Origin of the sequence: Pseudacidovorax sp. NFM-22 (genome assembly GCF_021401245.1) — a bacterium.
Taxonomy (GTDB): domain Bacteria; phylum Pseudomonadota; class Gammaproteobacteria; order Burkholderiales; family Burkholderiaceae_C; genus Xenophilus.
Map to the genome: position 1 here is coordinate 1 of NZ_JACBFY010000002.1, position 12,188 is coordinate 12,188.

The window sequence follows — 12,188 nt, forward strand, 5'->3', positions numbered from 1 at the left end:
CCTCGCTGTCCGAGTGCATCGACACCGGCACCCCGGGCGGCATGCTCGTCTTTCACATGATGGGTGCCCTCGCCGAGTTCGAGCGCTCCCTCATCAGCGAACGCACCAAGGCCGGCATGGCCTCCGCCAAGAGCCGCGGCAGCCACGTCGGCCGGCCTCGCGCCCTCTCCGACGATCAGCTCGACGCGCTGCTGCTCGAGCTGCAGCACGAGCCCCTGGAACAGGTCGCGCAGCGCATGGGCGTGCATCCGCGGACCGTGCAGCGGTATTTGAAGTCGGCCGACGCCGATCCCACGCACATCGGGCAGGCACACGCACCGGCGTGCGGCCGGCCTCGATCTGTCGACGCCGACCACACGGCCGATCAACGGCCCAACGCATGACGCGCACCCCGGCTGAACGCTCCCACCGGGAGCCGCGGATCACCCCCGCAACGGCAGCAGGATGCCGATGGCCGCGAACAGCGCGCCGCAGGCCCGGTTGAAGCCGCGGCCCACACGCGCCAGCCAGGCGGTGATGCGCTGGGCCAGGCTGGCCAGCACCAGCTCGGTCAGGAACTCGATCACCAGGAAGGTGCCCGCCATCACCGCGAACTGCACGGCCACGTTGCGGGCCGGGTCCACGAACTGCGGCAGGAAGGCGGCGAAGAACAGGATCCCCTTGGGATTGGTCGCCGCCGCCAGGAAGCCCTGGCGGAACAGCGTGGCGCCCCGCGCCTGCGCCGCGCCCGCCGACCGCGCCACCTGGATGGGCGGCGCGCGCCACACCTGCACGCCCAGCCATACCAGGTAGGCGCCGCCCACCCACTTGAGCACCGTGAGCCACACCAGCGAGGCCTTCAGCAGCGCGCCGATGCCGAACATCGACAGCGCGATGACCAGCAGGAAGCCCAGGCTGCCGCCGAAGAGCGTGTAGAGCGTGCGGCGCCGGCCATGCAGCGCGCCGTGTGTCAGCGCCAGCAGGCTGTTGGGACCGGGCGAAAGCGACAGGCCGAGGGCCGCGAGGGTGTAGACGAGCCAGACGTGCAGGGCCATGAGCAAGAGGGCGGCAGGAGGAGCGGCGAGCATAGCCTTGCAGGTTGGCGGCGTGATTGCGGCCCGCGGTGTTCGCGCCGGGCTTCGACAAGCTCAGCCTGAACGGTTTGGGGGGCTTGCCTGAGGCACAGGGCGTTCGCGCGAGGCTTCGACAAGCTCAGCCCGAACGGTTTGGGGGCGATCCTGGTACGGGAGTGATCCTGGTAAGGGGGTGCGGAAGTGAGCCTGATGCCAGGGCGGCCCGCGCGGGCCTGATGCCCCCACACCCGTTCGCGCTGAGCCTGTCGAAGCGCCGGCCCCGGGGCCTCTACGCGCTCAGCCCGAACGGTTGGATGAGATCGAAACTCGCGCCGACGCCGCCCGCCGCGCCCGCCCCAGCTTGCGCCGCCCGAGCGCCTGGATGGCCTGCGCCAGGTGGGTGGCAAAGGCACGCACCGGCTCGGGGGGCGTGCGGCCCGGCAACGACAGCAGCCGCAGCCGCCGCTGCTGCAAGGGTGCCTCGGCGAAGGGCCGGGCCACCACGGTGCCGTCGGCGATCAGGTGCGCCACCGTCAGATGGCCCGACAGCACGATGCCTGGCATGCGCAGCAAGGGCAGCAGCACCGACGAGAAATTGCTCTCGAAGGCCGCCACATAGCGCAGCCCCTGCAGGCTGCAGGCCTGGTCGAAGAGCTGGCGCGTGGTCATGCCGCGGCTGCCCAGGTAGAGCGGAAAGGCCACCACCTGCGCCACCTCCACCGCCGTGTGACGGGCCAGCGGATGCTCGGGCGCCATCACGGCATAGACGGGCGCGGGCGCCTCGTATTCCACATGCAGTTCCGATTCGGGCGCCACGCTGTACTTGAGGCCCAGGTCCGCCTCGCCGCGCAGCAGCCAGCGCGCCACCTCGTCGGGCGAGCCGACGCGCAGCTCCAGCCGCGCCTCGCCATGTGCGTCGCGGAAGGCCTGCATCGCGCCCGGCATGAACTGCGGCGCGAAGCCTTCGGTGCAGGCCACGCACACGCGCTGCGCCTGCACGCGGCCCAGGGCGCTGGCCTGCTCCAGCGCCTGCAGGCCGTCGGCCACCGCATGGCGCAGGTAGGCGGCCAGGCGCTCGCCGGCGGCGGTGGGCGTCATGCCGCGTGTGCGGCGCTCGAAGAGCGGCGTGCCCATCTCGTCCTCCAGCCGGGCGATCTGGCGGCTCACGGCCGAGGGCGCCACATGCAGGCGCGCGGCCGCCTGGTTGACCGAGCCGGTCTGCGCCACCGCCAGGAAGTGGCGCATCGGGATGCTGAGCAGTTGGGGAGCACGGGCCATGGCGCCCGATTCTGCCGCCGCCACCATTGCCTGCCAGGCAATACGGCCGCGACAAAACGATAGGGCAGGCAACGGGTTTCCGGCCTTCCCCTTGCATGCATCGCCGGCACAGGATCACCCATGCACCGAAACGATGCCCTCACCCTGGCCCAGTCGGCCCTCGACAGTGGCCGCCTCTTCGCCGACCTGCGCCGGCGTGTCGCGCTGCGTACCGAAAGCGACGGCGGCACCGTGCCGCCGGCCCTCGCCGCCTACCTGACGGACGAGCTGCGCCCCAGCCTCGAAGCCCTGGGCTTCGACTGCCGGCTCTGCCCCAATCCCAACCCCAGGGGCGGCCCCTTCCTCATCGCGCGCCGCATCGAGGACCCGGCCCTGCCCACCCTGTTGAGCTATGGCCATGGCGACGTGGTGAGCGGCCAGGACGCGCAATGGTGCGAGGGCCTCGCACCCTGGACGCTGGTGGCCGAGGGCGAGCGCTGGTACGGCCGCGGCACCTCCGACAACAAGGGCCAGCACAGCATCGCGCTGGCCGCGCTGGAGGCCGTGCTGCAGTCCCGCGCCGGCCGGCTGGGCTTCAACATGACCTGGCTGTTCGAGACGGGTGAGGAAGCCGCCTCGCCCGGCCTGGCCGCCGTGTGCGAGGCCGAACGCGCCGCGCTGGCCGCCGACCTGTTCATCGCCAGCGACGGGCCGCGGGTGGGCACGCGCCAGCCCACGCTCTTCCTCGGCTCGCGCGGGGCCGTCAACTTCACGCTGCGCATCCGCAGCGGCCGCACGCGCGGCTACCACTCGGGCAACTGGGGTGGCGTGCTGGCCAATCCGGCCACGCGCATCGCCCATGCGGTGGGCACGCTGGCCGATGCGCGCGGACGCCTCTTGGTGGAGGCGCTGCGTCCGCCGCCAGTGGACGAGGCGGTGCGCCGCGCCCTGGCCGACATTCCCATCGGCGCCGAGCCGGACGACCCGCCGCTGGACGTCGGCTGGGGCGAGCCCGGCCTCCTGCCCGCCGAGCGGCTGGTGGCCTGGAACACCTTCGAGGTGCTGGCGCTGGAAGCCGGCAACCCGCAGCGGCCGATCAACGCCATTCCGCACCAGGCCGCGGCGCACTGCCAGCTGCGCTTCGTGGTGGGCACCGACTGGGAGCGCACCGCCGAGCATGTGCAGGCGCATCTGGCGGCCCATGGGTTCGAGGACGTCGAAGTCCAGGTGACGCTCGCCGGCGCCGCGACCCGGCTCGACCTGCGCAACCCCTGGGTGGACTGGGCGGTCGGCTCGATCACCCGCAGCGCCGGCCACGCACCGCACCTGCTGCCCAACCTGGCCGGCTCGCTGCCCAACGACATCTTCGCCACCCAGCTCGGCCTGCCGACGCTGTGGGTGCCGCACGGCCATGCGGGCTGTGCCCAGCATGCCCCCAACGAACACCTGCTGGTGCCGCTGGTGCGCGAGGGCCTGGCCGTGATGGCCGGCCTGTACTGGGACCTGGGCGAGTCGGGCGCAGCGCCCTGGCCGGATCGCGCCATGGGCTGAACCGATTCCGGCCTGGCCTGTCCCTGAGCCCGTCGAGGGGGCGAGGGCTTGCGCCAGGCTTCAACAAGCTCAGCCCGAACGGCGTTTGTTCGGCTCAGTCCGAACGGACTTTGGTTGGCCCAGCCCGAACGGACTTTGGTTGGCTCGCCCCGAACCGACTTTCGTTCACCAACTGGCATTGGGCCTCGGGCTCCGTTTTTCTCTCTCTTCGTTTTTCAGACTTCCTGCAAGGACCTTCCATGAACAAACGCCATTTCCTCGGCACCGGTGCCGCCTTCGCGCTCGGCGCCGCCCTGCCCGCCCTCGCCCTTGCGCAGGAGCCCTGGCCCACGCGCAGCGTGCGCCTGGTGGTGCCCTTCCCGCCCGGCGGCGGCACCGACATCGTGGCGCGCGCCCTGGGCCAGAAGCTGGCCGAGCGGCTGGGCCAGCCGGTGGTGATCGACAACAAGCCCGGCGCCTCCACCATCATCGGCACCGACGCCGTGGCCAAGGCCGCGCCGGACGGCTACACGCTGCTGCTGTCGGGCTCCACCAGCTACAGCGTCAATGCCGCGCTGCGGGCCAAGCTGCCCTACGACCCGGTACGCGACCTGGCGCCCATCGGCATCGTGGCGCGCACGCCGCTGGTGCTGGTGGTGGCGGCCAGCGCGCCTTGGCGCACCGTCGACGACCTGGTGCGCGCCGCCAAGGCCAAGCCGCAGTCGATCCGCTATGCCACCTTCGGCAGCGGCTCGGGCCCGCACCTGGCCGGCGAGCTCTTCGCCCTGGCCTGCGGCGCGAAGCTGCAGGACGTGCCGTACAAGGGCAGCGCCCAGGCCACCATCGCCGTGATGGGCGGCGAGATCGAGATGGGCATCGACACCGTCGCCGCCGTGGCACCGCATGTGCGCGCCGGCAAGCTGCGCGCCCTGGGCATCGTGGGCGCCACGCGCTCCAGCCTGCTGCCCGACGTCAAGACGCTGGCCGAGCTGGGCCTGCCCGACGCCACCTTCGACGCCTGGTACGGCCTGGCCGCACCGGCCCGCAGCCCCGCCGTCGCACTCGACCGCCTGGCCAGGGAAACACGCGCCCTGCTGGCCGACCCCGCTCTGCAGGCCACGCTCAAGGCCCAGGGCATGGAGCCGGTGTGGATCGACGCCGCGGCCTTCCGCAGCCAGATGGAAGGCGAGATCTCGCGCTACCGCGCCCTGGCCCACCGGGCCAACATCCCGATGGAGTGAAGAAGTCTGGGCGCTTCGTGAAGAAGCGCACGCGGGCCCCAACGTCGGCGGCATCCCCTCCGACAGCTTGCGGTCATGGCGGGCGGCTACATTCGCTGCCACCATGAATTCCCCTCAGCTGCAGCGCGGCTTCTTCCTGTTCCTGCTGGCGGCGGTCACCGTCGCCTTCGTCTGGATCCTGATGCCCTTCTTCGGGGCCGTGCTGTGGGGGGTGGCGCTGGCCATCCTGTTCACGCCGCTCTACAAGCGGCTGCTGCGCAAATTCGGCAACAAGCGGCGCACCCCGGCCGCATTGGCCACGCTGGCCATCGTGCTGGTGATCGTGATCATCCCGCTGTCGATGATCGCGGTGACGCTGGTGCAGGACGTGGTGCTGGTCACCCAGCGCATCCGATCCGGCGAGCTCAATTTCGTCAACTACTTCCAGCAGATCGTGGGTGCCCTGCCCGCGTGGGCCACGAACCTGATGGACCGCTTCGGCCTGGGCAACCTGGAGGCCATCCTCGAAAAGCTCAGCGCCGGCGCCGCCCAGGGCAGCCAGATGCTGGCGTCGCAGGCGCTGAGCATCGGCCAGAACACCTTCGACTTCCTGGTGAGCTTCTTCGTGATGCTCTACCTGCTGTTCTTCCTGCTGCGCGACGGGGCCGACCTGTCCCAGACGATCCGCGAAGCCGTGCCGCTGGCGCGGCCGCACACCCACTACCTGCTCAACAAGTTCACCACCGTGATCCGCGCCACCGTCAAGGGCAACGTGGTGGTGGCGGCGGTGCAGGGCACCATCGGTGGCCTGGCCTTCTGGGCGCTGGGCGTGCAGGGCGCGCTGCTGTGGGGCGTGGTGATGGCCTTCCTGTCGCTGCTGCCGGCCGTGGGCGCGGCATTGATCTGGGCCCCGGTGGCCATCTACTTCCTGGCCACGGGCGCCATCGTCAAGGGCCTGGTGCTGGTGTTCGTGGGCGTGTTCGTGATCGGGCTGGTGGACAACCTGCTGCGCCCCATCCTGGTGGGCAAGGACACGCAGATGCCCGACTACATCGTGCTGATCTCCACCATCGGCGGCATGGCGCTGTTCGGCATCAGCGGCTTCGTGATCGGGCCGGTGGTGGCGGCGCTGTTCATGGCGGTGTGGGGGCTGTTCATGGCCTCGAACGAAGAGGACGGCAACGCGCCGCGCAGCTGAGCGTTCCCACCGCGGGCCTCAGCCGCCGCGCCACCAGCCCTCGCCGAAACGGCCCTGCAGGAAGGCGGTGAAGGCCGCCACCTTGGCGGGCACCAGCCGGGGAGAGGGGAAGACGGCATGGATCTCCTGCTCCTGCAGCTGGTGATCGGCCAGCACCGGCAGCAGCCGGCCCTGCGCCAGTGATTCCTCCGCCACATAGCGCGGCATGAGGGCAATGCCCAGCCCCTCCCGCGCCGCCGCCAGCACCGCCGACAGGTTGTTGGAGCGCAGCCGCCCGGCCACCGGCACCGTCAGCGCCTCGCCGCTCGGCCCGTGCAGGCGCCACACGTCGTCGCCCACCACGCTGCTGTAGATCAGCGCCTGGTGTGCGGACAGCTCCGCCGCCGAAACGGGTGTGCCATGCGCCTGCAGGTAGGCCGGCGAGGCCGCCATCACCCACGGGTTGCTGCCCAGGTAACGCGCGCCGAGCGTGGAATCGGCCAGCTTGCCCATGCGGATGGCCACGTCGATGCCCTGGACCACCAGGTCCACGTAGCGGTCGTCGAAGCTCAGGTCCACCTGCACCTGCGGATGGGCGCGCATGAACTCCAGCGCCAGCGGCACCACCACCCGGCGGCCGAAGGCCACCGAGGTGCCGATGCGCAGCAGGCCCTGCGCCTCGCTGCGGGCCTGCCGCGCGATGTCGTCGGCGGCCTGCACCGCGCGCACGATGGCCTTGCACTTCTCGTAATAGAGCGCGCCTGCCTCGGTCAGGCTCACGCCGCGGGTGTTGCGGTTGAGCAGCCGGACGCCCAGGCGCCGCTCGGTGGCGGCGACCTGCTTGGTCACGGTGGGCTGGGTGGTGTGGAACTCGCGCGCCGCCTGCGAGAAGCTGCCGCTCTCGGCCACGCGCACGAACATTTCCATGGCCTGCAGTCGGTCCATCGGGGGGTGTCTCCTTCTTCGGCAATGCCGCATCGCCTGCGCCGACCGTCGCCGGGCTGTGCCCGTGACGCACCCGGGATTACCCGCTGATGCTGGCATGCTTCGCTTGCCTACATTTCTTGCATGCAAGATTAGCGGACATGCCGGGCATTGGTGCCCGGGCTTGCCCGCATACCCACGGAAGGCGCTTTTCCATGTTCCGCTTCGCACGCTCCCTCTTCGGCCAGGTCGTCATCGCGCTGGTGCTCGGTGTGGCCGCCGGCCTGCTCGCACCCGAGTTCGCCGTCAAGCTCAAGCCGCTGGGCGACGGCTTCATCAAGCTGATCAAGATGATCATCCCGGTGCTGGTGTTCTGCGTGGTCGTGCACGGCATCGCTGGCGCGGGCGACCTCAAGCGCGTCGGCCGGGTGGGTGTGAAGGCGCTGGTGTACTTCGAGGTGCTGACCACCGTCGCCCTGGCGCTGGGCCTGCTGCTGGCGTGGTGGTTCCAGCCCGGCGTGGGCATGAACGTGGACCCGAAGGCGCTGGACGCCTCGGCCATGAGCGCCTACGCCTCCAACGCCGACAAGCTCACCAGCGGCGGCACGGTGGACTTCCTGATGAAGCTGATCCCCACCACCGTGGTCAGCGCCTTCGCCACCGGCGACGTGCTGCAGGTGCTGCTGTTCGCCGTGCTCTTCGGCTGCGCGCTCACGCTCCTGGGCGACAAGGGCCGGCCGGTGGCGCAACTGGTGGACACGCTGTCGCTGGTGCTGTTCAAGATCATGGGCATCCTGATCAAGCTGGCGCCGCTGGGCGTGCTGGGCGCCATCGCCTTCACCGTCGGCCGCTACGGCGTGGGCTCGCTCAAGCAGCTCGGCATGCTGGTGGCGCTGTTCTACGGCGCGGTGCTGTTCTTCGTGTTCGTGGTGCTGGGGCTGGTGATGCGCTTGTCGGGCTTCTCGCTCTGGAAGCTGCTGCGCTACCTGCGCGAGGAGCTGGCCGTGGTGTTCGCCACCACCTCGTCGGACAGCGTGCTGCCGCAGATCATGGCCAAGCTGCGCCACATGGGTGTGCGCGACTCGACGGTGGGCCTGGTCATTCCCACCGGCTATTCCTTCAACCTGGACGCCTTCTCGATCTACATCACGCTGGCGGCGGTGTTCATCGCGCAGGCCACCAACACGCCGGTCTCCATGGCCGACCTGCTGACCATCCTGGCCATCGCGCTGGTTACGTCCAAGGGCGCGCACGGCGTGCCGGGCTCGGCCATCGTGGTGCTGGCGGCCACGCTGCACGCGATTCCGGCCATCCCGGCCATCGGGCTGGTGCTGGTGCTGTCGGTGGACTGGTTCATGGGCATCGCCCGCGCGCTGGGCAACCTGGTCGGCAACTGCGTGGCCACGGTGGCCATCGCCGCCTGGGAAGGCGACATCGACCGCGAGCGCGCCCGCCGGGTGCTGGACGGCGAACTGCCCGCCACGCCCGACGCCGCCGCCCTCGGCCACGCCGACGGCCGGTGAGAATGCGGCCCATGGCCGATACCGACAGCGTTGTGAGCCCCACCGCCATCGCCCGCCGCGTGGTGGAAGCGATCCTGGCGCAGAAGCTGGCACCCGGCCAGCGCCTGGGCGAGCAGGCCCTGGCCGACCTGTTCGGCGTCAGCCGCACCATGGTGCGCGAGGCGCTGATGCAGCTGCAGGCGCGCGGCTTCGTGGAGGTGCAGAGCAAGCGCGGCTGGTTCGTGGTGCAGCCCTCGGCGGAGGAGGCGTGCGACGCCTTCGCGGCGCGGCGCATCGTCGAATCCGGCATCCTGGCCGACGCGGGCCGGCCGCTGGCCCAGGTGATCCGCACCCTGCGCGCCCATGTGCGGGACGAGCAGCAGGCCATCGAGGGCGCGGATGCCGCCACCCGCGCCTTCCTGCTGGCCGACTTCCATGTCTGCCTGGCCGAGCAGATGGGCCACCGCCTGCTGACCGACGTGCTGCGCGATCTGACGGCGCGCACCACGCTGGCGGCCACGCTCTACCAGTCGCGGCACGAGGCCAGTGAATCGTGCGCCGAGCACGCCGCCATCGTCGCCGCACTGGAAGACGGCGACACCGCCCGCGCCCGCACGCTGATGCTGGCGCACATCGGCAACGTCGAGCGGGCGCTGGAGCCCGAGGCGGCGCCGGATGCGGACGTGCAGCGGCTGCGCGCCGCCCTGGTGCCGGTCGCACCGCGGCGCGGCGTCGGCTGAGGGCCGGACGTCCCAACATCGGGCCGGCTGGCGCGGGCCTTCCGTCGATGGGCCAGCTTCCGCAGGTAAGCCGGCGCTCGCTTTTCTGAGGCGGCTGGCGTCACGCCTTTCCTGCCTGCTCGACCACCGGCTCTTCCGGCTTTGGCTCCCTCTCCCCTTGCGGGAGAGGGTGGGGAGAGGGGGCTGCAGCCTGTCACGCGGCGTGGCGCTCCTCGGGCGCCGTCGCCCCCTCTCCCCCCAACCCCTCTCCCGCAAGGGGAGAGGGGACGCAAACCGCCCCCGTCCAAGCCACCGGGCGGCCACCGTCGCCCCGCCGCCCCGCCGCCCCCCGCCCCACTAGGGAATCTCCCGATCTCTCCAGCTGGCATGCCGCTTGCGATCCAATTTTTGTATACAAATAATGCACCCAATCTGTGCAACCTCGCGTGGCGCATGCGGCGCCGCCTCCCTCCAACGACCCGATCAGGAGCCCCCATGAACACGGCCACCACCACCCCGCTCGCCGCCGCTGCCGCGGCCGAGCCCCTCGGCCACGGCAACGCGGCATCTCACGCCCTCATCAAGCCCGGCTACGACCCGGCCCTCACCAACGAGGACCTGGCGCCGCTCAAGCAACAGACCTGGGGGCAATACAACATCTTTGCCTTCTGGATGTCCGACGTGCACAGCGTCGGCGGCTACATCACCGCGGGCAGCCTGTTCGCGCTGGGCCTGTCGAGCTGGCAGGTGCTGGTGGCGCTGCTGGTCGGCATCGTCATCGTGCAGTTCTTCTGCAACCTGGTGGCCAAGCCCAGCCAGCTCACCGGCACGCCCTACCCGGTCATCTGCCGGGCCTCCTTCGGCGTCAAGGGCGCCAACATCCCGGCCATCATCCGCGGGCTGATCGCGGTGGCCTGGTACGGCATCCAGACCTACCTCGCCTCGGCCGCCTTCATGGTGATGGCGCTGCACCTCTTTCCCAACCTGGCGCCCTACGCCGACGTGGCGCAGCACGGCTTCGCCGGCCTGTCGACGCTGGGCTGGGTCGCCTTCATGGTGATGTGGGTGCTGCAGGCCATCGTGTTCTGGCACGGCATGGAGGCCATCCGCAAGTTCATCGACTGGGCCGGCCCGGGCGTGTACGTGGTCATGGCCATCCTGTGCGGCTGGCTGGTCTGGAAGGCGGGCTGGAAGAACATCGACCTGAACCTGGGTGGCGTCAAGTTCGAGGGCTGGGACGCGCTGCCGGTGATGCTGTCGGCCATCGCGCTGGTGGTGAGCTACTTCAGCGGCCCGATGCTCAACTTCGGCGACTTCTCGCGTTACGGCAAGAGCTTCGACGCGGTGAAGAAGGGCAACTTCTGGGGCCTGCCGGTCAACTTCGTGTTCTTCTCGCTGCTGACGGTGATCACCACCGCCGCCACGCTGCCGGTGTTCGGCGAGCTGATCACCGACCCGGTGCACACCGTGGGCAAGATCGACTCCACCACCGCCGTGGTGCTGGGCGCGCTGACCTTCATGATCGCCACCATCGGCATCAACATCGTGGCCAACTTCGTCTCGCCAGCCTTCGACTTCTCCAACGTGGCGCCGCAGCACATCAGCTGGCGCACCGGCGGCATGATCGCCGCCGTGGGCTCGATCTTCATCACGCCCTGGAACCTCTACAACAATCCCGAGGTGATCCACTACACGCTGGACATCCTGGGCTCCTTCATCGGCCCGCTGTTCGGCATCCTGATCGCCGACTTCTACCTGGTGCGCCGCCAGCACGTGGTGGTGGACGACCTCTACACCATGAAGCCCACCGGCACGTACTGGTACAGCCATGGCTACAACATGAAGGCCGTCGCCACGATGGTGCCCTCGGCCCTGATTCCGATCCTGTGCGTGCTGGTGCCGGCCTGGCGCGGCGCCGCCAACTACGCCTGGTTCATCGGCATGGGGCTGGGCTTCGTCATCTACGCTGTGCTGTCCCGCCGTTCCTGATCCCGAAGAAAACGCCCTGTCCATGCGCATCAAGGTCATCAACCCCAACACCACCCAGAGCATGACCGACAAGATCGGTGCCTGCGCCCGCGCCGCGGCGCGGCCCGGCACCGAGGTCATCGCCGTCAGCCCGGCGATGGGGCCGGTCTCCATCGAGAGCCACTACGACGAGGCCCTGGCCACGCCCGGCCTGCTGGCCGAGATCGCGGCCGGCGAGGCCGCGGGCGTGGACGGCTACCTGATCGCCTGCTTCGGCGACCCGGGCCTGAAGGCCGCCCGCGAGCTGGCGCGCGGCCCGGTGCTGGGCATCGCCGAGGCGGCGATGCATGCGGCCAGCTTCATCGGCAGCCGCTTCACGGTGGTCACCACGCTGGCGCGCACCATGGGCCAGGCGCACCACCTGGCGGAGGCCTACGGCATGGCCCGCTTCTGCGCCCGCGTGCGGGCCTGCGAGTTGCCGGTGCTGGAGCTGGAAGATCCGCGCTCCAACGCCCGCGCCCGCATCGTCGATGAATGCCGCCGCGCGCTGGCCGACGACGGCTGCGACGTGCTGGTGCTGGGCTGCGCCGGCATGGCCGACCTGTGCCGCTCGCTGTCGGAAGAACTGGGCGTGCCCGTGATCGACGGCGTGTCGGCGGGCGTGACGCTGCTGGAGTCGCTGGTGTCCCTGGGCCTCAAGACCAGCAAGCGCGGCGAGCTGGCGCATCCGCTGCCCAAGCCCATGACCGGGCTGATGCAGCCCTTTGCGCTGGGCTCGGGCGCACGCTGAGCCGCCGGCTGGGTACGGCGCAGCGCGGCGCCGTCCGGGTGCACGGCCC

At 70.5% G+C, this 12,188-nt stretch carries 11 protein-coding genes; 8 read left to right on the plus strand and 3 right to left on the minus strand.

Annotation, left to right across the window (positions count from 1 at the left end):
- A partial coding sequence (locus L0984_RS05670; RefSeq protein ID WP_234192795.1) for a recombinase family protein occupies positions 1 to 383 on the plus strand: 383 nt, incomplete at its 5' end.
- 39 nt (positions 384 to 422) lie between these two features.
- Here the strand turns inward: L0984_RS05670 and L0984_RS05675 are convergent.
- On the minus strand, positions 423 to 1,034 hold the full coding sequence (locus tag L0984_RS05675) for a LysE family translocator (RefSeq protein WP_234192796.1): 612 nt from the start codon (positions 1,032 to 1,034) through the stop codon (positions 423 to 425).
- A gap of 315 nt (positions 1,035 to 1,349) precedes the next feature.
- Entirely contained in the window at positions 1,350 to 2,330 is a 981-nt protein-coding gene (locus L0984_RS05680) for a LysR family transcriptional regulator (RefSeq protein ID WP_234192797.1), read from the minus strand.
- A gap of 120 nt (positions 2,331 to 2,450) precedes the next feature.
- On the opposite strand from L0984_RS05680, the gene L0984_RS05685 reads away from it, so the two are divergent.
- The 3 genes from L0984_RS05685 to L0984_RS05695 all read left to right on the plus strand — a co-directional run bounded on the left by L0984_RS05685 (position 2,451) and on the right by L0984_RS05695 (position 6,257).
- A complete protein-coding gene (locus L0984_RS05685; RefSeq protein WP_234192798.1) occupies positions 2,451 to 3,860 on the plus strand; it encodes a M20 family metallopeptidase in 1,410 nt (469 codons plus the stop codon).
- 239 nt (positions 3,861 to 4,099) lie between these two features.
- Positions 4,100 to 5,080, plus strand: coding sequence for a Bug family tripartite tricarboxylate transporter substrate binding protein (locus tag L0984_RS05690; RefSeq protein WP_234192799.1), 981 nt, complete (start codon positions 4,100 to 4,102; stop codon positions 5,078 to 5,080).
- Positions 5,081 to 5,183: 103 nt separating this feature from the next.
- Positions 5,184 to 6,257, plus strand: a complete 1,074-nt coding sequence (locus tag L0984_RS05695; RefSeq protein WP_234192800.1) for an AI-2E family transporter — start codon at positions 5,184 to 5,186, stop codon at positions 6,255 to 6,257.
- Positions 6,258 to 6,275: 18 nt separating this feature from the next.
- Here the strand turns inward: L0984_RS05695 and L0984_RS05700 are convergent, their stop codons facing one another.
- On the minus strand, positions 6,276 to 7,181 hold the full coding sequence (locus L0984_RS05700; protein ID WP_234192801.1) for a LysR family transcriptional regulator: 906 nt from the start codon (positions 7,179 to 7,181) through the stop codon (positions 6,276 to 6,278).
- Positions 7,182 to 7,375: 194 nt separating this feature from the next.
- On the opposite strand from L0984_RS05700, the gene L0984_RS05705 reads away from it, so the two are divergent.
- From L0984_RS05705 to L0984_RS05720, 4 genes are all read left to right on the plus strand, one after another.
- On the plus strand, positions 7,376 to 8,683 hold the full coding sequence (locus L0984_RS05705) for a C4-dicarboxylate transporter DctA (protein WP_234192802.1): 1,308 nt from the start codon (positions 7,376 to 7,378) through the stop codon (positions 8,681 to 8,683).
- Between the two features lie 11 nt (positions 8,684 to 8,694).
- Positions 8,695 to 9,402: a GntR family transcriptional regulator gene (locus L0984_RS05710; protein WP_234192803.1), complete on the plus strand. Its 708-nt coding sequence runs from the start codon at positions 8,695 to 8,697 to the stop codon at positions 9,400 to 9,402.
- Between the two features lie 474 nt (positions 9,403 to 9,876).
- Positions 9,877 to 11,370, plus strand: a complete 1,494-nt coding sequence (locus L0984_RS05715) for an NCS1 family nucleobase:cation symporter-1 (RefSeq protein WP_234192804.1) — start codon at positions 9,877 to 9,879, stop codon at positions 11,368 to 11,370.
- A 22-nt stretch (positions 11,371 to 11,392) separates the two neighbouring features.
- Entirely contained in the window at positions 11,393 to 12,139 is a 747-nt protein-coding gene (locus L0984_RS05720; RefSeq protein ID WP_234192805.1) for an aspartate/glutamate racemase family protein, read from the plus strand.
- Positions 12,140 to 12,188: the final 49 nt, after the last annotated feature.

Excerpts from the sequence above, each read along its gene's own strand:
- L0984_RS05705 (WP_234192802.1), top strand. The coding sequence starts at position 7,376 with ATGTTCCGCTTCGCACGCTCCCTCTTCGGCCAGGTCGTCATCGCGCTG.
- L0984_RS05710 (WP_234192803.1), top strand. The coding sequence starts at position 8,695 with ATGGCCGATACCGACAGCGTTGTGAGCCCCACCGCCATCGCCCGCCGC.
- L0984_RS05685 (WP_234192798.1), top strand. The coding sequence starts at position 2,451 with ATGCACCGAAACGATGCCCTCACCCTGGCCCAGTCGGCCCTCGACAGT.
- L0984_RS05715 (WP_234192804.1), top strand. The coding sequence starts at position 9,877 with ATGAACACGGCCACCACCACCCCGCTCGCCGCCGCTGCCGCGGCCGAG.
- L0984_RS05720 (WP_234192805.1), top strand. The coding sequence starts at position 11,393 with ATGCGCATCAAGGTCATCAACCCCAACACCACCCAGAGCATGACCGAC.
- L0984_RS05695 (WP_234192800.1), top strand. The coding sequence starts at position 5,184 with ATGAATTCCCCTCAGCTGCAGCGCGGCTTCTTCCTGTTCCTGCTGGCG.
- L0984_RS05680 (WP_234192797.1), bottom strand. The coding sequence starts at position 2,330 with ATGGCCCGTGCTCCCCAACTGCTCAGCATCCCGATGCGCCACTTCCTG.
- L0984_RS05690 (WP_234192799.1), top strand. The coding sequence starts at position 4,100 with ATGAACAAACGCCATTTCCTCGGCACCGGTGCCGCCTTCGCGCTCGGC.
- L0984_RS05700 (WP_234192801.1), bottom strand. The coding sequence starts at position 7,181 with ATGGACCGACTGCAGGCCATGGAAATGTTCGTGCGCGTGGCCGAGAGC.
- L0984_RS05675 (WP_234192796.1), bottom strand. The coding sequence starts at position 1,034 with ATGGCCCTGCACGTCTGGCTCGTCTACACCCTCGCGGCCCTCGGCCTG.